This window comes from Candidatus Methylomirabilota bacterium (assembly GCA_035260325.1).
Taxonomy (GTDB): domain Bacteria; phylum Methylomirabilota; class Methylomirabilia; order Rokubacteriales; family CSP1-6; genus AR19.
Map to the genome: position 1 here is coordinate 1 of DATFVL010000177.1, position 23834 is coordinate 23834.

Sequence of the window (23834 nt, forward strand, 5' to 3'; positions counted from 1 at the left end):
GCGCAGCTCACGCCCGAGCAGTTCCAGATCGCGCGCGGCAAGGGTACGGAGCGCCCGTTCTGTGGCACGCTGCTCGACAACAAGCGGCAGGGTGTCTACCGCTGCGTCTGCTGTGGTCTGCCCCTCTTCATGTTCGACGCCAAGTTCAACTCCCGCACCGGCTGGCCGAGCTTCTTCCAGCCGGTGGCGGCCGAGAATGTGCGCACAGATGAGGACCGCAGCTATGGGATGGTGCGGGTCGAGATTTTGTGCGCGCGATGCGGCGCTCATCTGGGCCACCTCTTTGAGGACGGTCCGCCCCCCAGCGGGCTCCGCTACTGCGTGAACTCGGAATCGCTGGCCTTTACTGACGCGCAGGATGTGGCTAGCCTCGCCGACCCTGCTGCCGACTGAGGGGAACACGATGACAATGAGGGAGCTTCTCCGTGCGCCGGGACGGGCGGGCTGGGCCATGTTGGCGCTCCTCGCGTACTTCAATCACACTCTGTATCTCTGCGGAGTCCCGGTCGACTGGACGACGTGGTTCATCAGCCCGGGTCTCAGCATGCTCATGGCCGCCTCCTCGGGGGCGGTTTACGCCACCATCGCGCGGGTCTCGCCGTGATTGAATTTCGCATCGTGCGCCGGTTCGGGCGGTTCGCTCCCTCCGCTCTTGCCATTTCGCTGATCATCACGCCGGCTGTCGCCGCCGACGATTCCAAGGAAGCCTGGGCTGCGCTCGTCCAGGGCGGCCACGTCGCGCTGATTCGCCATGGCAACGCGCCGCCCGGCCACGGCGGTGACCCGCCCGGCTTCAGGTTCGACGATTGCAGGACACAACGGAACTTGGATGAACGAGGGCGCGAACAGGCCAGGGCGCTCGGCGAGGCCTTCCGCAACCACGGCGTGCGCGTGGACCGCGTCCTGTCCTCGCCCGTGTGCCGTTGCATGGATACGGCCAACCTGATGGCTGTCGGCGGGGTTGAGAGTTCGTGGGCCCTCGTGCCGGACAGGAATCCGAATGCCGCCGCACGGCTCCTCGAGCTGAAGGAGATCGTGTCCACGTGGCGCGGACCGGGTACGCTCGTGCTGGTGACTCACGGCCTGACCGTTCGGCCGCTGATCGGGATCGTGCCGGATCAGGCTGAGATGGTGGTACTCAAGCCAATGCCCGGTAGCGGGCCGGGTGTCCACGTCGTGGGCAGGATCGCGGCGCCCCAATAAGGACGGATCACCTCGCGCATGCGTGATCTCTCGTCCAGAGGGCTGATCGTCGCCAAAGGGCTGATGTTTCTGGTTGTCGCTGGAGTGACGGCGACGCTGCTCCTCCTGGAGGCTCCCTCGCTCAGGGTGGCGGCCCTCATGGCTCTTCTCGTGTGGGCGTCGTGCCGCTTCTACTACTTCCTCTTCTACGTGCTTCACCACTACGTGGACCCAAGTCTCCGATACGCCGGACTGCTGGCATTGCTTCGTCAGATCGGGCGTGCTCGCGGTGCCCGATGAGCTTCATGGCCATCGCGCATCGGGGCGCCTCGTCCTATGCGCCGGAGAACACGCTGGCAGCGTTTGATCTGGCCCTTCAGATGGGCGTGAGCCAGATCGAGCTCGACGTGCACCTCTCGAGTGACGGACACGTCGTGGTCATCCACGATGAAACCGTGGACCGGACGACGAACGGGTCGGGGCCGGTCACGAGCCATACGCTCGCGGCCCTGCAGGCGCTCGATGCCGGGTCCTGGTTCGGAGCAAAATTCGCCGCTGAGCGAATTCCCTCGTTCAGCGAGGTCCTCGAGCGATACAGGGGACGGGCGCACGTTCATACCGAGATCAAGGGACACGCTGCGCAGTTGTCGCGGCGGACCGCTGACCTGGTGCGCGGGCTCGGGATGGCCGGCCGGGTCACGATCACCTCGTTCCAACGGACGCGGCTCGAAGAAGCGCGCGCCTACGCACCCGAATTACCGACCGGTTGGTTGGTGACGGAAGTCAGTGACGCGATCATCGCCCAGGCGCGAGCGATGGGGCTGACCCAGCTCTGTCCGAGAGCAAATGTGGTGACCCCGGAACTCGTTCGCCGCCTGCATGCCGAGGGTTTCGTCGTGCGAGCGTGGGGTGTGGCGACTGAAGACCTGATGCGTCAGGCCGTGAGCGCGGGAGCCGACGGGATGACCGTGAACTTCCCCGACGTCCTCCTGGCGTATCTGAGGACCCACCAGGCGCCGTGAGGGAGGCGGGGCTGAGGGCGTTGGGTGACATCCGGCGGGTGCTGAGGTGAGCGGCGGCGGCGCGCGCTACTTCGAGGACTTCAAGCCGGGTGACCGCGTCGAGTCGGGGCGGCTGACCGTTTCCGATGCGCTCATCACCGAGTTCGGACGCTTCTACGACGCTCAGGTCTTCCACACCGACCCCGAGGCGGCGAAGACGACGGTGTACGGCGGCCTCATCGCGAGCGGACTTCAGACGATCGCGATCACCTTCAAGCTGTTCCTCGAGACAGGTACGGTCGCGGCGTGCAGCCTCGGCTCTCCGGGCCTGGACGAAATTCGCTGGAAGACTCCGGTCCGCCCAGGAGACACGTTGCACGTGGTGGCGGAGGTGCTCGAGACGCGGCCCTCGGCGTCCAAGCCGGACCGCGGAATCGTCCGCATGCTCTTCACGACGGTCAACCAGCACGGGGACGCGGTGATGACCCTGATCGGCAATCAGCTCTGTCGCCGGCGCCCGGGTTGATTGGGGAGGATTCGTATCGGGGAATCGTTGAGAAGCCATGCCTCAAATCAACGAGCTGAGAAAGCAGATTTCGCGGGGCTTGTCGCCTTGCTTCGCCGATCTCGGACTCGACCGGGTGTCCGATGACGTCGTGTGGTCTCCGTCGCCGGGTCTGATCCGTATCGTTCAGATCTCATTCCTGGATAGTCATCACGCCTCCTACTTCGGATCGAGCACGGCGAGTTTCAGCATCGAGTTCGGGGGGCTGTACGGGCCTGTGAACCTCTTCGAAGCGCAGAGGGATTTCCCCCGGGTGCACTACTGTCAGGTCCGGGGCAAGCTCCACCGGGATTTTCGGCAGGACGCTCCGAAGAAGGATCTGCCTCCCGCAGAGCATCGGCGTCGCGATATCTGGTGGGTTCGGGCCTCTGGTGAGGACCTGAACGCGGCCATCGAAGGCGCCGGGCGCGTCATCACGTCCAATTTGGAGTTCTGGCTGAGTCGACTATCCGATCACGCCTATGTGTGCCGGTACCTCTTTTGGAAGGATGAGAACGAGCGGGGTTTGTTCGGTTTCGGCAGGCGAGGATCCCCGTCGAGAATCCAACTGCTGGAGCTCCTCACGGCGACGTTTCCCGAGAAGCGCCTCTTGAGATGGCGCCTGCTTCTGCCGTCCTGGCTGACCGGTCGGTGACGCGGCTCCACGATGCTCGATGAAACTCGGAGTAGAATGACGTCACATCACGATCGCGGGAGGACAGCGTGTTCGATCTCAAGGGCAGAGTCGCCATCGTCACCGGCGGCAACGGAGGCATCGGGCTCGGCATGGCGCGCGGCCTCGCCCGCGCCGGCGCGCGTGTGGTCATCGCGGCGCGCGACGAGGCGAAGTCCAAAGACGCGGTGCGGGAGCTCGAGGCGCTCGGCCCCGGCGCCCGCGCGATCGCCACGGACGTGACGGATGAGGCGGCCGTCCGGCGCCTGGTCACGGCGACGCTCGACGCCTTCGGGCGGCTCGACGTCCTCGTCAACAACGCCGGCACCAACATCCGCAAGCCCCCGCACGAGATCTCGCTCGCCGAGTGGCGCCAGGTGCTCGACACCAACCTCACGAGCGCGTACCTCTGCTCGCACGCGACCTACCCGGCGATGAAGGCGGTCGGCGGCGGCAAGATCATCAACATCGGCTCGATGATGTCCATCTTCGGCGCCGGCTTCGCACCCGCCTACGCCGCCTCCAAGGGCGGGATCGTGCAGTTCACCCGCGCGTGCGCCTCGGCGTGGGCCCGGGACAACATCCAGGTCAACGCGGTGCTGCCGGGCTGGATCGACACGGCGCTCACGCGCCGGGCGCGGCAGGAGATCCCGGGCCTGCACGAGCGGGTCCTCCAGCGCACGCCGGCCGCGCGCTGGGGCACGAGCGACGACATGGCGGGCATCGCGGTCTTTCTCGCGTCGCCGGCGTCCGACTTTGTCACCGGCACGGCCATCCCGGTGGACGGCGGCTACTCGATCCAGGGCTGAATGACGGCGCCACTCGCGACCTCGACATCGAGTTCACGCCCGAGGGCTACATCCTCGTGCTCTCCTACGAGGACCGCCCGGGAATGGTCGGCCGGATCGGCTCCATCCTCGGGCGGCTCAACGTGAACATCGCGTCCATGCACGTCGGGCGCAGGGCGAAGCGGGGCCGCGCGATCGTGGTGCTGATCCTCGACGAGGACCTGACGCCGGAACAGCTCGCCGAGGTCGCGGGGGCCGTCGAGGCCGACTTCGCCCGGCTCATCCGGCTGCCCTGACCCGGCCACGCGGCCAAAATTCTTGCCGCGGCCGCGAGGTCCTTGCTAGGCTCGAACCATGATGAAGACTGCGAAGCTCGGCACCGTCCTGCTTGTCCTCGCGCTCCTCGCCGGCTGTGCCTCGACGTCCTCCACCAAGCCCGTGAGGAGCGAGTTCGAGGACATTCCGATCCCCAGGGGGCTCGAGTTCCGGACCGGCGACTCCACGATCATCGAGTCGCCGACCGTCAAGGCGGCGCGCCTCGTCTACCGTGGCCGCCTGGAGATCCAGAGCCTGGCCACGGCCTGGCGCTCCACCCTCGAGGCCAACGGCTGGCGCCACGTCAGCACGACGAGCGTGCAGGATCAGGGCATCACCCAGGTCTACGAGAAGGCCGGCACCTCGCTCCAGGTCCGGCTCTCGGAAGGGTGGATCTACACCTACGCCGAGCTGACGGTCGGCCGCGCGATCCAGCCCCCGAAATAAGCCGGCGGACCGGCTACGGCGTTCGCCAGGCCCCGCCGTCCGTGGCGATGAACGCCTCGGCCTCGGCCGGCCCCCACGAGCCGGCCTCGTACGTGTGGAGCGGCACCGCTGGGTCCTTCGCCCACGCCTCGAGCACCGGCGCGAGGAGCCGCCACGCCTGCGTGACCCAGTCGCCACGCGCGTAGAGCGTGGCGTCGCCGTGGATCGCGTCGAGCAGGAGGCGCTCGTACGCCTCGGGCGGCTCGGCCCCGAAGACCTCGCCGTAGCGGAAGTCGAGGCGAACGGGCGCGAGCTTGAGGTCCGGCCCGGGCGTCTTCGCGGCGACGGTGAGCGCCATGCCCTCGTCGGGCTGGATGCGGATCGCGAGCGTGTTCGGCTCCACGCCCGCCGGATCCCGCTGGAAGATCAGGTGCGGCGTCCGGTGGAAGCGGATCGCGATCTCGCTCACGCGCTTCTTCAGGCGCTTGCCCGTGCGGAGGTAAAAGGGAACGCCCGCCCAGCGCCAGTTGTCCACGACGAGCCGGAGGGCCGCGTAGGTCTCGGTCCTGGAATCGGGGGCGACGCCCTTCTCCTGCCGGTAGCCGGGGACCGGCTTGCCCTCGGCGAACCCCGAGCCGTACTGCCCGCGCAGCGCGCTCTCCCGCACGCGCCCGGGCTCGATCGGGCGGATCGCGCGCATGACCTTGTTCTTCTCGTCGCGCACCGGCGCGGCCTCGAACGACACCGGCGGCTCCATCGCGATCAGGCACAGGAGCTGGAGCAGATGATTCTGCATCATGTCGCGGAGCGCGCCGGCCTCCTCGTAGTAGGCGCCCCGCGTCTCGACGCCGATGGACTCGGCGACGGTGATCTGGACGTCGGCGACGTGGTTGCGGTTCCAGAGGGGCTCGAAGATCCCGTTCGCGAACCGCAAGACGAGGAGATTTTGCACGGTCTCCTTGCCGAGGTAGTGGTCGATCCGGTAGACCTGCTCCTCGCGGAAGGCCGCGGCGAGCTGGCGGTCGAGCGCCAGCGCGCTGTCGTAGTCGTGGCCGAAGGGCTTCTCGACGACGATGCGCGTGAAGCCGCCGTCGCGGGGGCGCGCGAGGCCCGACGCGCCGAGGTTCGTGATGATGTCGTCGTAGAGGGAGGGCGGCGTCGCGCAGTAGTAGAGCCGGTTCGCGGGCCCGGGGCGCGCGCTCTCGATCCGGGTCAGCGTGGCGTCGAGCTTCGCGTAAAGGCCGGGGTCGGCCGGGTCGCCCGCGACGTAGGTGAGCGCCGAGGCGAACCGGTCCCAGACCTGCTCCGAGGGGGGCTTGATGCGCGCGAACTCGTCGATCCCCGCGCGCGAGCGCCGGCGGAACTCGTCGTCGCTCATACCGGTCCGCGCGGTCGAGACGATCGCGAACGGCTCCGGCAGCGTGCGCCCGGCGTAGAGGCTCCAGAGCGCGGGCATGAGCTTGCGGCGCGTGAGGTCGCCCGACGCGCCGAAGATGACGAGGGAGAAGGGCTCGTCCCGGCCGGCCATCAGCGCCCCAGCGCCTCGAGCTCGAGGACCTTCGCCAGGCGCCGCTCGTGGCGCTCGGCGTGCGAGAAGCGCGCGCCGACGAACGCGCGGGTCAGCGCGATGGCGAGGTCGACGCCGACCACGCGCGCCCCGAGGCACAGCACGTTGGCGTCGTCGTCCTCGCGCGACTGGCGCGCGGTGAAGAGATCGTGGCAGAGCGCGGCGCGGATGCCGCGCAGCTTGTTCGCCGCGATCGAGACACCCGCGCCGCTCCCGCAGACGAGCACGCCGAGGTCGGCGCGCCCCTCGCGGATCGCCGCGCCGACCGCACGCGCGTAGTCGGGGTAGTCCACCGGGTCGGTGGACGTCGTGCCGAGGTCGAGGATGCGGTGGCCGTCCTGCTCGAGCGCCGCCACCAGCGGCGCCTTGTGGGGAAATCCCCGGTGATCCGCCGCGACCGCGAGGCGCACGGCTAGAGTTCCGCCTGGGGAGTCATGGTAACGACTGCCGCGTTCGGGCCGCGCAGCGAGCCGACGGGCGCGTGCGGCAGGGGTCGACGGGATCCGTTCCCGCCCGCGGGCAACGGACCCCGCGTCCCCCGGTGGAGCCCAGCCGCAATGGGGCAGCGCCCGCGTGCCGCGTGGTCCCGCGATCCCTGCCGCGCGTGCCCGTCGGCCCCGGGGCCGCGCGCTGGCGGGCGCTTGACATGACTTCGAGGACGGGACACTAGCGGCCGTCCGCGGCGGGCAGCAGCGCGGCCGCCGCGCGGTCCACGAGCCACACGAGCCGGCCCTTCTCCGGGCTCACGAGCGCCGCGGGCAGCATCACGCGGTCGGCGAGCACGGCCTTGAGCACCTTCGCCTTCTCGGCGCCCGTCACGAGGAAGGCGACGCGCGCGGCGGCGTTCAGCACGGGCAACGTGAGGGTGAGCCGCTGGGGGATCGCGGCCGCGGCCGCGTGGACGGCCGCGACGGTGCGGAAGACCTCGCGGAGCACGGGCGAGCCGGGGAAGAGCGAGGCCGTGTGGCCGTCCACGCCGAGGCCGAGCAGGACCAGGTCGAGGCGCGGCAGCTCGCCCCGCCGGGTGCCGAACGCCGCGGCGAGGCTCTTCGCGTACTCCGCGGCGGCGGCCTCCGGGTCCTCCATCTCGCCGCGGATGCGGCAGACCTGTGCCGGCGGAATGGGCACCTTCGAGAGCAGCGCCTCGTTCGCCATGCGGAAGTTGGACTCGCGGTGCTCAGGCGGCACGGCGCGCTCGTCGCCGAAGAACGCCCAGACGCGGCCCCAGTCCACGCGCTCGCGCCAGGGCGGCGCGGCGAGCTTCGCGTACGTCGCGGCGGGCGTGACCCCGCCGGCGAGCGCGATGGTGAAGCGCCCCTGCGCGAGGACGGCCTCGGCGGCCGCGTCCACCACGAGCCGGGCGGCCGCGTCCGCGAGCGCATCGGGGTCGTGCAGGATGCTGACGGTGGGTTCGGATCCCATGCCCGGACCATCATACCCTGTCAGACCATTGAGGTAAGATAGCGCCCATGGCGGAGAGCTGGGAGGTCCTGATCCTGCGCGGCCTCGCGTCCACGGACGAGCGCGCGCAGGACTTCACGGGCACGCTCGTGATCCACCGGGCCGGCAGCGCGGAGCCGGTCGAGTCCGTGCAGGTGACCATCAAGCGCTCGGTCCTCACCGAGCTCCACGACACCCTCGGCCGGCTGCTCGCGCGGTCGACCGGCATCGCGCGGAGGCGGACATGAGCCGGATCCGTGTCCTGAGCCCCGTCGGCGAGGCGCGCCGCGAGGCGTTCACCGTGCCGCGGTTGCCCGCGGACCTCGCGGGCCTGACCATCGGCTTCGTCGACAACACCAAGCACAACTTCGACCGCCTCGCCGACGAGATCAGCGTGCTCCTGCGCGAGCGCTACGCCGTCAAGGCCGTCGTGCGCCGGCGCAAGGCGAACGCGTCGGTCGCGGCGCCGCCGGAGACGCTCGCCGAGCTCGCGAAGCAGTGCGACGTGGTGCTCGCGGGGTCCGGCGACTGAGGGTCCTGCACGTCGTGGAGTCTCCACGACGCCATCGAGGTCGCGAAGCTCGGGACGCCCGCGGGCCTCATCGGCACGACCGCGTTCCAGGGCCTCGCGGTGAGCGAGCTCGCCGCCCTCGGCATCGCCGGCCTGCCACTCCTCGTCGTCCAGCATCCGCTCGGCGGCGAGCGGCCCGAGTCCGTCGCGCGCAAGGCGCGGGAGGCCGTCGAGCAGCTCGCGGGTCTCATCGGAGGAGCCACGACGGGCGAAAGCGGGCGTGTCGGAGCCCCGCGCACCTCTCTCAGGCCACCCTCGGAGCAAGCCGACCCCGCGGACCTCGCTACAATGGACGACGACCCTCAGGCGGTCCTCGCCGCGTTCTGCGAGCGCGGCTGGTGTGACGGCCTGCCCGTCGTCCCGCCCACCGAGGGGCGCGTGCGCGCGATGCTCGGCGGGGCGCCGCCGGAGCGGTCGCTCGGCGCCGTGCCGCCGCTCTGGCGCCAGGCGACGCTCGAGAAGCTCGCCGTCAACGCCGTCTTGGCGGGCTGCGAGCCCGCCGCGTTTCCGGTGATCGCGGCCGCGGTCCAGGCGATGCTCGAGCCCGCGTTCAACCTCTACGGCGTCCAGGCGACGACGCACCCCGTGGCGCCGCTCCTCATCGTCCACGGCCCGGTCGCCGAGCGGCTCGGCATCCACGCCGGGAGCGGCTGCTTCGGCCCGGGCTTCCGCGCCAACGCGACGATCGGCCGGGCGCTCCGCCTGATCCTGATGAACGTGGGGGGTGCCTGGCCGGGACGCCACGACATGGCGACGCAGGGGAGCCCCGCGAAGTTCTCCTACTGCGTCGCCGAGCGCGTGGACGCGTCGCCGTGGGGGCCGCTCTGCGGGGACGACGCCGTCACGGTGTTCGGCGGCGAGGCGCCCCACAATGTGAACGACCACGTCTCGACGGGCGCGGCCGGCATCCTCGCGACGCTCGCCGACACCGCGGTCTCCCTCGGCTCCAACGTCGGCTGGTTCCTCGCGCAGAGCCAGCTCCTCGTCGTCCTCGGCCCCGAGCACGCGGCGACGATCGCGGGCGACGGCTTCACCCGCGCGGACGTCCAGCGCTACGTCTTCGAGCACGCGCGGCTGCCGCTCCGCACGCTCAAGCTCGGCGGCATGTGGGGCATGCAGGACTGGCCGGTGTGGATGACCGCGGTCCGCGACGACGACGCGCTCCTCCCGCAGGTGCCGTCGCCGGACGATGTCTTCGTCATCGTCGCGGGCGGGCCCGGCAAGCACTCGTCGGTCGTGCCGAACTGCACCTTCAGCCGCGCGGTCCGGCGGCCCGTGCTCCCGCTCTAGGTCCGGCCGGCGCCACGAGGAGCCCGAGCGCCGCGACCAGCAGCGCGGCGCCGGCGATCCCGCCGGGCCCAAGCCGCTCGCCGAACAGGAGGACGCCGAGGAGCGTCGCGGTGAGCGGCTCCGTGAGCGTCACGATCCCCGCCACCGACGCGGGCACCGCGCGGAGCCCGAGCGCGTAGAGCGCGTACGCCCCCGCCGTCGCGACGCCGCCGAGATAGAGGAGCCAGGGCCAGCCGAGTGCCAACTGGCCGAGCGGCGCGTCGACGAAGGCCAGCACGGGCGTCAGCAGCACCGCGCCGGTGCCGAAGGTGAGCGCGGTGAGGGGGAGCGGCGCCGAGCGCCTGAGCGCGGCCTTCGTGAGCATCGCGTAGAGGGCGTACGCGAGCCCCGCGCCGAGGGCGAGCCCGATGCCCGCGACGGCGCGCGCCGAGAGGTCGGGCGCGGCGCCGGGGACGGCGATCAGGAGCCCGGTGCCGAGCACGCCGAGCGCCAACGCCGCGCGGACCCGCGCGCCCAGCGCCTCGCCGAGCGTCCACGGGGCGAGCGCCGCGATGATCAGCGGCGCCGAGCAGATCGCGACCAGCGCGGCGACCGCGATGCCCGTGAGCGTCACCGCGGTGAAGTACGCCGCCTGGTAGCCCGCCATGCACGCGCCCGCGGCGAGCGCGCGCGCGAGGTCGCCGCGCGCGGTCCCGGGCCAGCGCCCGGCGAGCCGCGTGCCCGCGAGCAGCAGCGGCGCGGCGACCCAGAGGCGTGCCGCGCCGACGAGGAGCGGGCTTGCGGCCGCGTGCCGGCCGAGGACCATCATCACCGAGCCCGTCGTGCCCCACGAGACCGCGGCGAGACCGATCAGGACGATGCCGAGCGTGAGCGACGGGGCTTGACGGGGTCCGCGCACGCCGCGATGATAGCTCGCTCGTCACGCGAAGGAGGCCGCGATGAAGATCGGGTTCATCGGGACGGGGACCATGGGCCAGCCGATGCTCTCGAACCTCGTGAAGAAGGGGCACGCCGTCGTGGCGTACGACATCGTCGACGCCATGCTGGACGCCGCCGTGAAGCGCGGCGCCGCCCGCGCGGGCTCGGCCGCCGACGCCGCGAAGCAGAGCGAGCTCGTCATCACCATGCTGCCGTCGTCCTCGCACGTCGAGGCGGCGTACCTCGGCGCCGGCGGCATCCTCGAGGGCGTGGCCTCCGGCCGCCTCTGCGTGGACATGTCGACGATCGACCCGGGCGCCTCGCGCCGCGTGGCCGAGGCCGCGAAGAAGCGCGGCGTCCGCTTCATCGACGCGCCGGTCTCGGGCGGCGTGCCGCGCGCCGAGGACGGGACGCTTGCCATCATGGTCGGCGGCGAGCCGCGCGACGTCGAGGAGGCCCGGCCCGTGCTCGCGTGCCTGGGCGCGAACGTCATCCACGTCGGCCCGGTGGGCTCGGGCGAGGTGGCGAAGATCTGCAACAACCTGATCGCGGGCGTCGCGGCCGTCGCCGTCAGCGAGGCGTTCAGGATCGCCGAGGGCTTCGGCGTGGACGCGAAGGTCCTCACGGAGGTCATCGCGAAGTCCTCGGGCAACACCTGGGTCATGGAGCACATGCACCCGGTGCCCGGGCTCGTCGGCAAGGCGCCGGCGAACCGCGATTACGCGCCGGGCTTCATGACGGACCTGATGGCGAAGGACCTCGGGCTCGCGGTGAGCGCGGCGCGCGACCTCCGCGTGCCCGTGTTCGTGTCGCCGGCGGCCCAGCAGGTGCTGCGTCTCGCGTCCTCCCACGGCCTCGGGCGCAAGGACTTCTCGGTCGTCTACGAGTTCCTCCGGCCGTCGAGCCGGCAGGCGCCCGTGTAGAGGTCACCCGAGGCGGCCCGGGCCCTCGTCGTCTTCCCGACGGACCGGACGCCGGCCGCGGAGCACGTCGAAGTCGCAGCCCTCGTTCGCCTGGAGCACGTGGTCGAGGAAGATGCGCCCGTAGCCGCTCGTGAAGTGGGGCGGGGGCGGCGTCCAGGCGGCGCGCCGGCGCGCCAGCTCCGCGTCGGCCACGCGCAGGGTGAGGCGGCGGTGCGGCACGTCGAGCTCGATCTCGTCGCCGTCGCGCACGAGCGCGAGCGGCCCGCCCACGGCGGACTCGGGCGCGACGTGCAGGATCACGGTGCCGTACGAGGTGCCGCTCATGCGCGCGTCCGAGATCCTCACCAGGTCTTTCACCCCACGCTTCAGCAGGCGCGCCGGGATGGGCGCCGCGCCGAACTCGGGCATCCCGGGCGCGCCCTTCGGGCCCACGTGCTTGAGCACGAGGACCGACGTCTCGTCGATCGCGACGCTCGGATCGTCGATCCGGCGCGCGAGGTCGGCCTGGTTCTCGAAGACGACGGCGCGCCCCCGGTGCGTGAGCAGGTGTGCCGACGCCGCCGACTGCTTGAGCACCGCCCCACCGGGGCAGAGGTTGCCGAACAGGACGACGGTCCCGCCCTCCGGCGCGAGCGGGACGCCGAGGGGGCGGATGACGTCCTCGTTCCAGCATTTCGCGTCGCGCACGTTGTCGGCGAGCGTCCGCCCGTTCACGCTCAGCGCGTCGCCGTGCAGCAGCGGGAGCAGCTCCTTCAGCACGACCGGCAGGCCGCCGGCGTAGAAGAAGTCCTCCATCAGGTATTTCCCCGACGGCTTCACGTTGACGAGCAGCGGTGTCGTCCGCGACAGCTCGTCGAACCTCGCGAGCGGCAGCGGCACGCCGACGCGCCCGGCGACGGCGACGAGGTGGATGATCGCGTTCGTCGAGCCTCCGATCGCCATGTCCGTGCGGATCGCGTTGTCGAACGCCCGGGCCGTCATGACCTCGGAGGGCCGCGGGCCGCCTGCCCGCGCCATCTCGACGGCGCGGCGCCCCGAGAGCTCGGCCAGGGCCAGGCGGCGCGAGTCGGGGGCGGGAATCGCGGCGTTGCCGGGGAGCGTCATGCCGAGCACCTCGGCCATCGAGGCCATCGTGGAGGCCGTGCCCATCACCATGCAGTGGCCGGCCGAGCGGGAGAGACACGCCTCGACCTCGCAGAGGTCCTCGTCGGTGAGCCGCTCCGCCCGCCGCTCGGCCCAGAGCCGTCGCGCGTCGGTGCCCGAGCCGAGCTCCTCGGCCCGCCAGGCGCCGCGCAGCATCGGCCCGCCGGTGACCATGAGCGCGGGCACGTCGGCGGAAGCGGCGCCCATCAGCATCGCCGGCGTCGTCTTGTCGCAGCCCGCGAGGAGCACGACCGCGTCGAGCGGGTAGGCGCGGATGCACTCCTCGACGTCCATCGCCATGAGGTTCCGGAACAGCATGGTGGTCGGCTTCATGAGGATCTCGCCCAGTGAGATCGTCGGGAACTCGAGCGGAAAGCCGCCGGCGGCCCAGACGCCGCGCTTCACGGCCTCCGCCACCTGGCGCAGGTGCGCGTTGCAGTTCGTCAGCTCCGACCAGGAGTTGGCGACGCCGATCACCGGGCGGCCGTCGAAGACCAGGTCGCTGAAGCCCTCCGCGCGCAGATACGCGCGGTGCATGAAGCCGTCGAACGTCCGGGGCCCGAACCAGTTGCGGCTGCGGAGCGCGTGCGTGGCCATGGGCTCTCCCCTCCCGCCCGTCCGGGGCGGATACCGCATGATATACTCCCGGTCGCCGCGCGAGGGCGACTGGGAGGACCGGCCGTGGCTTGGTACATCATGCTCAGCACGCTGTCCGAGTCGGGACGCAAGGTGCTCCTTGAGCGTCCCGGCTGGATCAAGAAGGTCAACGCCGACGTCCAGCGCATGGGCGCCCGCGTCGTCGCGCAGTACGCGGTCCTTGGCCCCTACGACTTCGTCAGCGTCATCGAGGCCCCCGACAACGCGACGATCTCGCGCGTCTCCGTCGAGCTCGGCGCGCGCGGCGGCGCGGCCGGCATGACGATGGCGGCGATCCCGCTCGACGAGTTCATCGACCGTCTCCAGAGCGGCCCCACCCGCAGGCGGAACGAGAGGAAGAAACGGTGAGAGTCCTGAAGATCCATCCGGAGAAGTGCACCGGCTGTCTGCGCTGCGAGCTGGCCTGCTCCTACATGCAGACCGGCACGTTCCAGCCGGCGAAGTCCGTCATCCGCGTCTCGCCCTTCGAGGGTCACACCTCGTACGCGCCTTACACCTGCACCCAGTGCGCGGAGGGGTGGTGCATGACGGCCTGCCCGGTCGGCGCCATCACGATCAACGCCGCCGGGGCGAAGGACGTCCTGGACGACTTGTGCGTCGGGTGCAAGCTCTGCACGATCGCCTGCCCGTACGGGACGATGTTCTACGACCCGGGCACGCGCAAGGCGTTCAAGTGCAACCTCTGCGGCGGCGCGCCGGCGTGCTCCGAGGCGTGCCCGACGGCCGCGATCACCTACGAGGAGACGGCGACCGGCGACTGGCTCGGTGACTTCGCGCACGAGCGGACGGCGCGCGTGCTCGCGGGGGTGCGGTGATGCCCAAGCGCCATCTCATCATCGGCGGCGGCACGGCGGGCATGAACGCGATGCGCACGATCCGCGAGGAGGAGTCCGAGCGCTCGGAGATCACGCTGGTGAGCGCCGAGCGGCCCTACTCGCGGATGGTCCTCCCGTACTACCTCGACCGCTCGATCGCCGAGTCCCACGTCTTCACGGCGACGGCGAAGGTCCTCGCCGACTGGGGGGTCAAGACGCACCTCGGCCGGCGCGCGTCGGCGCTCGACGCGAAGGCGGGCGTGTGCACCCTGGACGACGGCACGAAGGTCCAGTACGACGACTGCCTCGTCGCCACGGGCTCGTCCGCCGTGCGGGCGCCGGTGCCGGGCTCCGACGGGCCCGGCGTCCACTCGTTCTGGACGCTCGACGAGGCGCGCGGCGTCATCGCGGCGATCAAGCCCGGGAGCCACGTCGTCATGGTCGGCGCGGGCTTCATCGCGTTCACGATCCTCAACTCGATCCTGTCGCTCGGCGCCAAGCTGACGATCGTGGAGGTGGCGCCGCGCATCCTGCCGCGCATGGTCGACGACGCGGGGGCGAAGCTCGTCGAGGCGTGGCTCACGAAGCACGGCGTCGCCATCCGCACCGACGCGCGGCTGGCGAAGATCGAGGACGCCAAGGGCCGGAAGCGCCTCCGGTTCGCCGGCGCCGCGGACATCGTCGCCGACGTGGTGATCATGGCGACCGGGATCAAGACGAACCTCGACTGGCTCAAGAGCTCCGGCGTCACGGTCAACCGCGGGATCGTGGTGGACGACCGCCTGCGCTCGAGCGTGCCGAACGTCTACGCCGCGGGCGACGTCGCCGAGGGGCGCGACCTGATCTCGGGGGAGGGCGCGGTGCACGCGATCGAGCCCACGGCCCAGGAGCACGGGCGGGTCGTCGGCGCCAACATGGCGGGCAAGGACGTGCGCTACCGCGGGAGCCTCATCATCAACATCGTCGAGGTCTGCCACCTCGACGTTGCCTCGTTCGGCGCGTGGGACGACACCAAGGCCGAGGCGGTGACGGGCCTCGACGCCCCGCGTCCGGCCTACCGGAAGCTCCTGTTCCGCGGCGACCGGCTCACCGGCGCGATCATCCTCGGCCCGTCGAGCGACATCTGGACGACCAACGACGTCGGCATGCTGAAGGGGCTCGTCCAGTCCGGCGTGTCGCTCGGGCGCTGGAAGGAGCACCTGCGGAAGCGCCCGTTCGACGTGAAGCCGGCGTTCATCGCCTCGCACACGACCCGCACGCTGCTCCCCATAACCATCCTCGGACGCCCCGCGAAGGCGCCCGGCGACACCCCGGTGGCCGTATGACGACTGCGACGCTCTCGGCGAAGACGACGAAGAAGCCCACGCGCGCGACCTCCGACCTGCCCGGCGGCTACGCGGGCCGGCTCCTGCGCGTGGACCTCACGAAGCGGAAGTGCTGGGCGGAGCCGTGGGGCCCGGCCGAGATGCGCGAGCTGCTCGGCGGCGTCGGCCTCGGCGCGATGATCCTCTACCGCGAGACCGCGACGAAGGGCGGCAAGGGGAACGTCGCCTGGGACCATCCCGACAACCGGCTCGTCCTGGCGACCGGGCCGATCGCGGGCTTGCCCGCCTGGGGCTCGAGCGGCCTCACCGTCGTGACCGTCGGCGCCGGGACCAACGGGCCGACCTCGACGCAGGCCAACGGCTTCTTCGGGACGAACCTCAAGTACTCCGGCTACGACGCGATCGTCCTCCAGGGCCAGGCGAAGGGCTGGGTCTACCTCTACATCAACGACGACGTCGTCGAGCTGCGCGACGCCAAGCACCTCCTCGGCAAGGACACCTGGGAGACGCAGGACGCGCTCTACGCCGACACCGGGCTCGCGGGCCACCAGCTCTCGGTCTACTCGATCGGCCCGGCGGGCGAGAACCTCGCCCGCTTCGCCGCGATCCAGGGCGACTACGGTCACGTCGCCTCCAAGAACGGCTGCGGCGCGGTCATGGGCAAGAAGAAGCTCAAGGCCGTGGCGATCGTGCGCGGGACGAAGTCGCTGCGCGCGGCGGATCCGCGCGGGCTCATCCAGGCCGCCGACGACATCGGCTTCGATCTCCGGACCGACCCCTCCGCCAAGTCGCTCTACGAGTACGGCACGCTCCCTGGAGTCGTGAACCTCGGGAAGATGGGCGCGCTCCCGATCAAGAACTACACGACCAACGTCCCGCCGACCGACATGAGCCGGTGGGAGGCACCGAAGCTCCGCGAGGGGTTCGACCACCGCGGCCACCAGTGCAGCGCGTGCGGCATGCACCACTGCCACATGTCGGTCATCCGCCAGGGCGAGCACAAGGGCGCGATCGTCGACGAGCCCGAGTACGAGGGCTGGTCCGGCGCGGGCTGGGCCATCGGCGCCGTCGAGGACATCGACGGTGTCGCCTGGCTCAACACCCAGCTGGACAAGGCGTGCCTCGACGTCAACGAGTTCGGCTGGGTGTGCGGCTGGGTGATGGAGGGCCAGGAGAAGGGCTACATCACGGAGAAGCAGCTCGGGTTCCGCCTCAAGTGGGGCGACATCAAGGGCGCCGACCGGCTGATCCAGATGATCAGCCACCGCGAGGGCTTCGGCGACATCCTGGCCGAGGGGATGAAGCGGGCCGCGGAACGGCTCGGCGGCGCCGCGAAGGACGCCGCGATCTACACCCTGAAGGGCGCCGCGCCGCGCGGCCACGATCATCGGGCGCGCTGGGACGAGATGCTCGACACGTGCACGTCGGGGACGGGCACGCTCGAGAGCGGCGTGCCGGTCCACCCGGCGGAAGTGGGTCAGCCCACGCGCATCAACCCCTTCGACGGCGAAGCCGTGGCGAAGTTCGTGGCCGGGATCCGCGGTCGCCGGAACTTCGAAGACTCCCTCGGGATGTGCATCTTCACCACGCGCACCCGGCTGGAGAACCTCTGTCGCGTTCTCAACGCGGCCACCGGCTGGGACGTCACCGTGCCGGAGACGGTCCGATTCGGGCGCCGCACGGCCGCCATCCTGCGCGCGCTGTCGCTCCGCTGTGGCCTCACGCCCGCCCTCGAGCGGCCGTCCACCCGTTACGGCTCGACGCCGGTCGACGGTCCCGCCAAGGGCCAGGCCGTCGGCCAGCAGTGGGAGAAGATGGTCGACACTTGGTACCGCGAGGTCGGCTACGACCGGAAGACGGGGAAACCCCTGCCGGCCACGCTGAAGGGCCTCGGCCTCGACTGGCTCGCGAAGGAGCTCTGGGGCAAGAAGGCGTAGCGCATCACCGACCGAGCTCCCGTCCCCCGCGCCGGCGCCCCACGTGTCGCACGGCACAAAAAGGGCGAATCGGCCGCTCGCTTGACCCCTTGCGCGGCGATGTGCTAACAATTGGCGCTCAATTCACGGATTTCCCTGGGGGTCTCATGGCGCAAGTGATTGGATTCATTGGGCTCGGCATCATGGGACGGCCCATGGCGAGAAACCTCCTGAAGGCCGGCGACTCCCTCGTCGTCCACAGCCGGAGCCGCGGGCCGGTCGACGAGATCGTGAAGGCCGGCGCCAAGGCAGGCGCCTCGCCGCGCGACGTCGCGGGCCAGTGCGACGTGCTGATCACGATGCTGCCGAACTCGCCCGACGTCGAGCTGGTCGCGCTCGGCAAGGACGGCATCGTCGAGGGCGCGCGGCCGGGCCTGATTTTCGCGGACATGTCGACGATCTCGCCCATCGTCTCGCAGAAGGTCGGCAAGGCGCTCGCCGCGAAGGGCGTCAGGATGCTCGACGCGCCGGTCTCGGGCGGCGAGAAGGGGGCGATCGACGCGGCGCTCTCGATCATGGTCGGCGGCGACAAGGCGGTCTTCGACGCCGTCCTGCCGATCTTCCAGGCGATGGGCAAGACCATCACGCATCTCGGCCCGCTCGGCTTCGGCGGGTTCACGAAGCTCGCCAACCAGATCATCGTCGCGATGAACCTGACGGCGCTCGCCGAGGCGCTCACACTCGCGAAGAAGGCGGGACTCGACCGCGAGCTCACGCTCACGGCACTGGCGGGCGGGCTCGCCGGCTCCAAGTGCCTCGACCAGAAGAAGGCGAACTACCTCGCGAACACGTACACCCCGGGCTTCAAGATCGACCTGCACGTCAAGGACCTCGGCCTCATCATGGAGTCCGCGCGCGCCCTCGGCGTGCCGTTGCCCGCGACGGCGATCGTGCAGGAACTGTTCAGCGCGCTCCGCGTGAAGGGCGGAGGCGGCCTCGACCACTCGGGCGTGATCACCCTGCTGGAAGACCTCGCGGGCGTCTCCGCGTGAGGGCCACGGTCGACCGCGCCGGGCTGGACCCGCAGGGGCGCCTGCCCAAGGTCCAGGTCCGCCGCGTGCGGAAGGGCGACCTCGCGAAGGTCCGCGACGTCATGGAGCAGACCTTCGGCGACTTCCTCGAGCGCCAGCTCGGGACCCGTCCGCGCCAGGCGTTCGGCGGCGCCCAGTACGTCCACCACCGCTGGCTCATGGAGCCGTGGGGCTGCTTCGTCGCCGAGGAGGACAACTCGAAGATCGTCGGCGCCGCGCTCGCCGTCACCTGGGGCAGCGTGGGGCTCCTCGGCCCCGTCGCGGTCCTCACGAACTACCAGAACCAGACGATCGGCCAGCAGCTCATCCGCGCCGCGCAGGAGTTCTTCGACGAGAACAACGCGACGCTCCACGGGTGCGTGACCTATCCGACGAGCCCGAAGCACCTGTTCCTCTACCACAAGTTCGGCTACCGGCCGAAGGCGCTCACCGCCGTCATGAGCCGCGCCATCGACCGGACGCCGCCGCGGGGCGCGCCCCCGGCGCCCGCGGCGGCGCCCCGGACGGCGAAGCCCGGGCTCGGCGTCCGGCGGTTCTCGAGCCTCGAGGAGACGAAGAAGAAGGCGACGCTCGCGCGGATCCACCGGATCACGAACGCGATCTGCCGCGGGATGGACCTCTCGAAGGAGATCGAGATCGTGGACGGCCTGGCGCTCGGCGACACGGTCCTGCTCGAGCGCGGGCGCGAGCTCGTGGGCTTCGCGATCTATCACAGCCCCGGCGTGAGCGAGGCCCCGGCCGGCGCGCTCTACGTGAAGTTCCTCGCGCTCGACCCGCCGCAGCGCCGGGTCGAGCACCTCGTCGAGTTCATCGGCGCCCTGGAGGCGCTCGGCCAGGAGCTCGGCGTGCAGCGCGTGATCCTGCCCGTGTACTCGCGCTACTGGCTCGCGTACAGTACCCTGGTCCAATGCGGCTATCAGATCGACTTCAGCATGATCCGGATGCAGCGGGGCAAGCTGGAGGACTACGAGGACCCGACGCACCTCGTCCTCGACGACTGGCGGTGATGCGTCGCCGGGGCGCGTTCAGCGCCGCCGCGCTCGTGCTGGCCGTCGCGGCCGCCGCCCCCGCCCATTCGATCCTCCTCGAGTCGGTTCCCGCACCCGGCACGACGGTCGTCGCGCCCCGGGAGCTCACGGTGCGCTTCAACAACCGGATCGAAAAGCCGCTCTCGCGTCTCCGCCTCCTCGACGCGCGTGGTGAGCCCCTGCCGCTGGCGGCGGTGGTCGCTGACGGCCCCGCCGACCGCCTCACCACCGCGCTCCCCCCGCTCGCGCCCGGGGTCTATCGCGTCGAGTGGCGGGTGCTCTCGACCGACGGCCACATCGTGAGCGGCGGCTTCTCGTTCCGCGTCGCGCCCTGAGCGGGAGGACCGTGGCGGCGCTGGTCCCCGGGAGCGCGACGGCCGAGGGCACGAAGCGGTACGCGGCCCGGCTCGCCGCGCGCGTCGCGCCCGGACACTTCGGCGACCTGGACGGGCTCACCGTCTCGACGGTGGGCATCGGCACCTACCTCGGTCGCGAGGACGCGGAGACGGACGTCGCCTACCAGGACGCGCTCGTGCGCGCGCTCGAGCTCGGCCTCAACGTGATCGACACGGCGGTGAACTACCGCCACCAGCGGAGCGAGCGGGCGATCCGCGCCGCGCTCGGCACCGCGTTCGCGCGCGGGCTCGCGCGGCGGGACGAGATCGTCGTCGCCACCAAGGGCGGCTACATCCCGTTCGACGGCGCGGTCCCGCGCGATCCGCGCGCCTGGTTCACGCAGACGTACCTCGACACCGGGATCGTCGGCCCCGGCGACATGGCGGGCGGCATCCACTGCGTGGCGCCCCGCTATCTCGCCGACCAGATCGAGCGGAGCCGCGCCAACCTCGGGCTCGAGACGCTCGACGTGTACTACGTCCACAACCCGGAGGCGCAGCTCGAGGAGCTGGAACGCCCGGTGTTCCTCGGGCGGATGCGCGCCGCGTTCGAGACGCTGGAGCGGGCCGTGCGCGAGGGCACGATCGGGCGATACGGGACGGCCACCTGGAACGGCTTCCGCGAGGACCCGGGCGCGCCCGGCCACCTCTCGCTCGAGGAGCTCGTCGGCGCGGCGCGGGACGTCGGCGGCGCCGACCACCACTTCAAGGCGCTCCAGCTGCCCTACAACCTCGCGATGCCCGAGGCCTTCGTCCGCGCCACCCAGTCGGTGGGCGGCGCGCTCGTGCCGCTGACCGAAGCGGCCCGCCGGCTCGGCGTCTACGTGATGGCGTCGGCGTCGATCCTCCAGGGCCAGCTCGCGAAGAACCTGCCGCCGATGGTCGCCGCCAACCTGCCCGGGCTGGCGACCGACGCGCAGCGGGCGGTCCAGTTCGTCCGCTCGACGCCCGGGATCGGCACGGCGCTCGTCGGTATGAAGTCCATCGCGCACGTCGAGGAGAGCGCGGGGGTGGCCGCCGTCCCGCCCCGGGCGTGGGCCGAGTTCCAGCGATTCTTCGCGGCCGCCGGCTCGTAAACATTGCGCACGCGCGCGGCGTCGGGTAGGTTGAGCGGGTGATCACGCTCGAGCGTGAGTACGAACGCGCGCTCGGGATCCGCCCCAGCGTGTCCGCCGTCATCTTCGACCGCCGCGGCCGCCTCCTGCTCCAGCAACGCTCCGACGGAGGACAGTGGGGGCTGCCCGGCGGCTCGATCGAGATCGGCGAGTCGGTGACGGACGCGGTCCGCCGCGAGGTGCGCGAGGAGACCGGCCTGGTCGTCGCCGTGCGGCGGCTGATCGGCGTCTACTCGGACCCGGCGCGCCAGGTCGTGCGCTACCCGGACGGCAACGTCTGGCACTACGTCAACGTCTGCTTCGAGTGCGCGGTGCGCGGCGGGGCGCTGCAGACGTGCGACGAGACCCTCGCGCTCGAGTACGTGCCGCCCCGCCGGCTGCCCGCGACGATCCTGTCGAACCACAAGATCAGGATCCGCGACGCGTGCGCGCGCCGGGTCGCCCCGTTCGTCCGCTGAAGGAGGGCCGATGCTGCGACGGATTCATCACGTGGGTATCGTGGTGGCGCGCCTCGGCGACGCGTACCGGTTCTACCGCGACACGCTCGGGCTCCCGCTCCTCAAGGAGGTGGTCCTGCCCGACCAGGGCGTGCGTGCCGCGCTCCTCGCCTGCGGCGACACGGAGCTCGAGCTGCTCGAGCCGCTGGACGCGGCGTCCGGCGTCGGACGCTTCCTCGCCAGGCGCGGCGAGGGCCTCCACCACCTGTGCTTCGACACCCCCGACATCCACGCGTCGCTCGGGGAGCTCGCGGCGAGGCGCGTCGAGCTCATCGACCGGACGCCGCGGCCGGGCCTCGCGGGACTGGTGGCGTTCCTGCACCCGAGGGCCTGTTGCGGCGTCCTCGTGGAGCTGGCGACGCCCGTGGACGAGCCGGAGGCGACGGCGTCGCCCCTGCGGCTCAAGCGCCTCGTCATCGGCGCGCGCGACGTGAAGCAGACGGTCGGCGCCTTCCGCTCGCTCTTCGGCTTCCCCGAGGTCATGATGAACGACGGGCCGCGCACGATGCTCGCGGTCGGCCGCGGCGCCCTCCTCATCGCGCCCTCCGACGAGGTCGGCGGCACCGAGGGCATGGTGGCCCTCTCGCTCGTCGCCGAGGACTTCCCCGCGCTCATGGCCGCCTTCGATCGCGCGGGCACGAAGTGTCTGCGGGGCACCGCCGAGGTGACGCTCGAGCCGGCGGCGAGTCACGGCGTGCATCTGCACATCAGCCGCTACGAGTAACGCCGCGGACCTCGTCGCGCGCGCCCCGGCGCGTCAGAACGCGTCGGGCGCGGCGGCGATCGTGTCGAGCTCGGCGCGCGTGTAGGCGCCGAGGCTCGTGAAGTCGAGCTCCGTGTAGTTCTTCACCCAGCGCAGGCCGATCTTCACGGCCTTCCGGTAGCGGGCCTCGACGTCGGCCTGGGCGGGCCGTCGCGCGAGGATGTCGGCGAGCTCCTCGCGCAGCAGGCGCTTCACCAGCGCGAAATCGTGCGGCTGGCCGGTCTTGCCGTCCTTCGCCTTGTGGAGGATACGCTGCGCGAGCTGGGCGACCGACATGCGGCCGGTCGCGAGGTCCTCCATGAGCGCCGGGTGGACGCCGGGCTTGCCCTCGAGGCTGTCGATGCCCTTCGCGCCGCGGCCGTTGAGCCAGCCCTCGACGTACTCGACGAGCATGCGGGCGTTGCGCCGCGTGCCCTCGACGCTGATCGGGCCCTCCGGGACCTCGATCCGCACGGGGAAGCCCTCGGGCTTCGCCATCTCGGGCGTCGGCCGCCAGCCGGCGGCGTGGAGCGTCCTGAACGGGTCGGCCGCCGTTTTCATGTGGAAGATGTGGGCGACCCACGCGCGGATGAAGCCCTGCGCCGCCTCCCACTCCTTGTCCTTCCTGATCGCGTCGCCGGCGGCGCGGTTGACCTCGGGATCGTTGCTGGGCAGCGCGGTCGCCATGCCGCCGATCGGGACGGCGCCGCGCCTGAGGCAGATCGCGACGAGGCGGCGGAAGATGTCGGCGAGGAACGGCGTGGTCTTGATGTCGACGCCGAAGCGGTCGGGCCAGACCTGGGTGGCGTCGGTCATGACGAACTCGAAGATCGAGGCCTTGAGGTCCCAGCGCGCAGCGTTGAGGCCGGCGGCATACGGACCGAGCTCCCAGAGCATCTCCTCCATCTGATAGACGCACGGCAGGGACTCGACGAGCACGACCGCGCGGACCGTCGCGCTCCGGAGGTAGGGGAGGTGCGCGCGCGAGAGGTCGAAGAGGTCCCGGTACCAGCGCGCCTCGGGTGCCAGCTCGAGCTTCGGCAGGTAGAAGTAGATGCCCCGGCCGCGGTCGGCCTGGGCGCGGCCCGCGTAGTAGAGCGTCAGCGCGGTCCCGAGGATCGCGGCGTTCACCGGCGTGCCGTCCACGGTCACGTCGGGCTCGTCGAGATGGAGCCCGCGCTCGCGGTGCATGAAGAACGGCAGCTCGCCCGGCGCGACCCGGTAGCTCCGGCCGCGCTCCCGGTCCTCGAAGGTCAGCTCGCCGTTCACCGCGGCGAGCCGGTTGTGGGCGGCGCGCACCGTGTCGAGGAGCCGGTGGCCGCCGGAGTCCTCGTCGTCGTCCAGGTCGCCCTCGGCGCGCTCGCCCTCGGGCCCGGGGTTGAGCGCGTTGATGAACATCGACGTGATCGAGCACGGGCCCGAGATCTCGATCCCGGGCTTCCGGAGATCGTCGGGCACCGGCGGGACCCCCC

Annotated in this window: 30 protein-coding genes; 24 read left to right on the plus strand and 6 right to left on the minus strand. The window is 71.3% G+C overall.

Annotated elements, in window-relative coordinates; all coding sequences use genetic code 11:
* The 10 genes from msrB to VKG64_11715 all read left to right on the plus strand — a co-directional run.
* On the plus strand, positions 1-393 hold a 393-nt coding region (gene msrB, locus VKG64_11670; protein HKB25698.1), incomplete at its 5' end, for a peptide-methionine (R)-S-oxide reductase MsrB.
* A gap of 16 nt (positions 394-409) precedes the next feature.
* Positions 410-604: a hypothetical protein gene (locus tag VKG64_11675; protein HKB25699.1), complete on the plus strand. Its 195-nt coding sequence runs from the start codon at positions 410-412 to the stop codon at positions 602-604.
* Positions 601-1203 carry a histidine phosphatase family protein gene (locus VKG64_11680; protein ID HKB25700.1) on the plus strand — a complete coding sequence of 201 codons (603 nt, stop codon included), beginning with the start codon at positions 601-603 and terminating at the stop codon, positions 1201-1203. The genes VKG64_11675 and VKG64_11680 overlap by 4 nt, the downstream gene beginning before the upstream one ends.
* An 18-nt stretch (positions 1204-1221) precedes the next feature.
* Complete coding sequence (locus VKG64_11685; protein HKB25701.1) at positions 1222-1482, plus strand: hypothetical protein; 261 nt, start codon at positions 1222-1224, stop codon at positions 1480-1482.
* Entirely contained in the window at positions 1479-2204 is a 726-nt protein-coding gene (locus VKG64_11690; GenBank protein HKB25702.1) for a glycerophosphodiester phosphodiesterase family protein, read from the plus strand. Before VKG64_11685 ends, VKG64_11690 begins: the two co-directional genes overlap by 4 nt.
* A 46-nt stretch (positions 2205-2250) precedes the next feature.
* Positions 2251-2709: a MaoC family dehydratase gene (locus VKG64_11695; protein HKB25703.1), complete on the plus strand. Its 459-nt coding sequence runs from the start codon at positions 2251-2253 to the stop codon at positions 2707-2709.
* Positions 2710-2746: 37 nt separating this feature from the next.
* Positions 2747-3382, plus strand: a complete 636-nt coding sequence (locus VKG64_11700; protein ID HKB25704.1) for a hypothetical protein — start codon at positions 2747-2749, stop codon at positions 3380-3382.
* A gap of 68 nt (positions 3383-3450) precedes the next feature.
* Complete coding sequence (locus VKG64_11705; GenBank protein HKB25705.1) at positions 3451-4209, plus strand: glucose 1-dehydrogenase; 759 nt, start codon at positions 3451-3453, stop codon at positions 4207-4209.
* A gap of 56 nt (positions 4210-4265) precedes the next feature.
* A complete protein-coding gene (locus VKG64_11710) occupies positions 4266-4484 on the plus strand; it encodes an ACT domain-containing protein (GenBank protein HKB25706.1) in 219 nt (72 codons plus the stop codon).
* 58 nt (positions 4485-4542) lie between these two features.
* On the plus strand, positions 4543-4950 hold the full coding sequence (locus VKG64_11715) for a hypothetical protein (GenBank protein HKB25707.1): 408 nt from the start codon (positions 4543-4545) through the stop codon (positions 4948-4950).
* A 13-nt stretch (positions 4951-4963) separates the two neighbouring features.
* On the opposite strand, the gene zwf is transcribed toward VKG64_11715, so the two are convergent.
* The 3 genes from zwf to pgl all read right to left on the minus strand — a co-directional run bounded on the left by zwf (position 4964) and on the right by pgl (position 7918).
* Positions 4964-6457 carry a glucose-6-phosphate dehydrogenase gene (gene zwf / locus VKG64_11720; GenBank protein HKB25708.1) on the minus strand — a complete coding sequence of 498 codons (1494 nt, stop codon included), beginning with the start codon at positions 6455-6457 and terminating at the stop codon, positions 4964-4966.
* Entirely contained in the window at positions 6457-6906 is a 450-nt protein-coding gene (rpiB, locus tag VKG64_11725) for a ribose 5-phosphate isomerase B (protein ID HKB25709.1), read from the minus strand. Before rpiB ends, zwf begins: the two co-directional genes overlap by 1 nt.
* Positions 6907-7162: 256 nt before the next feature.
* Positions 7163-7918, minus strand: coding sequence for a 6-phosphogluconolactonase (gene pgl / locus VKG64_11730; protein HKB25710.1), 756 nt, complete (start codon positions 7916-7918; stop codon positions 7163-7165).
* A gap of 47 nt (positions 7919-7965) precedes the next feature.
* Here pgl and VKG64_11735 point away from each other — a divergent pair, with 47 nt between their 5' ends.
* From VKG64_11735 to VKG64_11745, 3 genes are all read left to right on the plus strand, one after another.
* On the plus strand, positions 7966-8184 hold the full coding sequence (locus VKG64_11735) for a hypothetical protein (protein ID HKB25711.1): 219 nt from the start codon (positions 7966-7968) through the stop codon (positions 8182-8184).
* Positions 8181-8468: a hypothetical protein gene (locus VKG64_11740; protein ID HKB25712.1), complete on the plus strand. Its 288-nt coding sequence runs from the start codon at positions 8181-8183 to the stop codon at positions 8466-8468. The genes VKG64_11735 and VKG64_11740 overlap by 4 nt, the downstream gene beginning before the upstream one ends.
* Before the next feature lie 99 nt (positions 8469-8567).
* Complete coding sequence (locus VKG64_11745) at positions 8568-9797, plus strand: hypothetical protein (protein ID HKB25713.1); 1230 nt, start codon at positions 8568-8570, stop codon at positions 9795-9797.
* Here the strand turns inward: VKG64_11745 and VKG64_11750 are convergent.
* Positions 9760-10695, minus strand: coding sequence for an EamA family transporter (locus VKG64_11750; protein HKB25714.1), 936 nt, complete (start codon positions 10693-10695; stop codon positions 9760-9762). The two genes, VKG64_11745 and VKG64_11750, sit on opposite strands and share 38 nt — an antisense overlap.
* 40 nt (positions 10696-10735) lie before the next feature.
* On the opposite strand from VKG64_11750, the gene mmsB reads away from it, so the two are divergent.
* Complete coding sequence (gene mmsB, locus VKG64_11755) at positions 10736-11638, plus strand: 3-hydroxyisobutyrate dehydrogenase (protein HKB25715.1); 903 nt, start codon at positions 10736-10738, stop codon at positions 11636-11638.
* Between the two features lie 3 nt (positions 11639-11641).
* Here the strand turns inward: mmsB and VKG64_11760 are convergent, their stop codons facing one another.
* Entirely contained in the window at positions 11642-13378 is a 1737-nt protein-coding gene (locus VKG64_11760; protein HKB25716.1) for an IlvD/Edd family dehydratase, read from the minus strand.
* A gap of 84 nt (positions 13379-13462) precedes the next feature.
* On the opposite strand from VKG64_11760, the gene VKG64_11765 reads away from it, so the two are divergent.
* The 10 genes from VKG64_11765 (at position 13463) to mce (ending at position 22344) form a co-directional block, all read left to right on the plus strand.
* Positions 13463-13786: a GYD domain-containing protein gene (locus tag VKG64_11765; protein HKB25717.1), complete on the plus strand. Its 324-nt coding sequence runs from the start codon at positions 13463-13465 to the stop codon at positions 13784-13786.
* A complete protein-coding gene (locus tag VKG64_11770) occupies positions 13783-14253 on the plus strand; it encodes a 4Fe-4S dicluster domain-containing protein (protein HKB25718.1) in 471 nt (156 codons plus the stop codon). The genes VKG64_11765 and VKG64_11770 overlap by 4 nt, the downstream gene beginning before the upstream one ends.
* Positions 14253-15578 carry an FAD-dependent oxidoreductase gene (locus VKG64_11775; GenBank protein ID HKB25719.1) on the plus strand — a complete coding sequence of 442 codons (1326 nt, stop codon included), beginning with the start codon at positions 14253-14255 and terminating at the stop codon, positions 15576-15578. The genes VKG64_11770 and VKG64_11775 overlap by 1 nt, the downstream gene beginning before the upstream one ends.
* Positions 15575-17515: an aldehyde ferredoxin oxidoreductase C-terminal domain-containing protein gene (locus tag VKG64_11780; protein ID HKB25720.1), complete on the plus strand. Its 1941-nt coding sequence runs from the start codon at positions 15575-15577 to the stop codon at positions 17513-17515. Before VKG64_11775 ends, VKG64_11780 begins: the two co-directional genes overlap by 4 nt.
* Before the next feature lie 146 nt (positions 17516-17661).
* A complete protein-coding gene (locus VKG64_11785; GenBank protein ID HKB25721.1) occupies positions 17662-18546 on the plus strand; it encodes a 2-hydroxy-3-oxopropionate reductase in 885 nt (294 codons plus the stop codon).
* A complete protein-coding gene (locus tag VKG64_11790) occupies positions 18543-19592 on the plus strand; it encodes a GNAT family N-acetyltransferase (protein HKB25722.1) in 1050 nt (349 codons plus the stop codon). The genes VKG64_11785 and VKG64_11790 overlap by 4 nt, the downstream gene beginning before the upstream one ends.
* Positions 19592-19948, plus strand: a complete 357-nt coding sequence (locus VKG64_11795; GenBank protein ID HKB25723.1) for a copper resistance CopC family protein — start codon at positions 19592-19594, stop codon at positions 19946-19948. Before VKG64_11790 ends, VKG64_11795 begins: the two co-directional genes overlap by 1 nt.
* Positions 19949-19959: 11 nt before the next feature.
* On the plus strand, positions 19960-21084 hold the full coding sequence (locus VKG64_11800; GenBank protein ID HKB25724.1) for an aldo/keto reductase: 1125 nt from the start codon (positions 19960-19962) through the stop codon (positions 21082-21084).
* A 38-nt stretch (positions 21085-21122) separates the two neighbouring features.
* Positions 21123-21581 carry an NUDIX domain-containing protein gene (locus VKG64_11805; GenBank protein ID HKB25725.1) on the plus strand — a complete coding sequence of 153 codons (459 nt, stop codon included), beginning with the start codon at positions 21123-21125 and terminating at the stop codon, positions 21579-21581.
* Positions 21582-21591: 10 nt separating this feature from the next.
* Complete coding sequence (gene mce / locus VKG64_11810; protein HKB25726.1) at positions 21592-22344, plus strand: methylmalonyl-CoA epimerase; 753 nt, start codon at positions 21592-21594, stop codon at positions 22342-22344.
* A 33-nt stretch (positions 22345-22377) separates the two neighbouring features.
* Here mce and VKG64_11815 read toward each other — a convergent pair.
* On the minus strand, positions 22378-23834 hold a 1457-nt coding region (locus tag VKG64_11815), incomplete at its 5' end, for a hypothetical protein (protein ID HKB25727.1).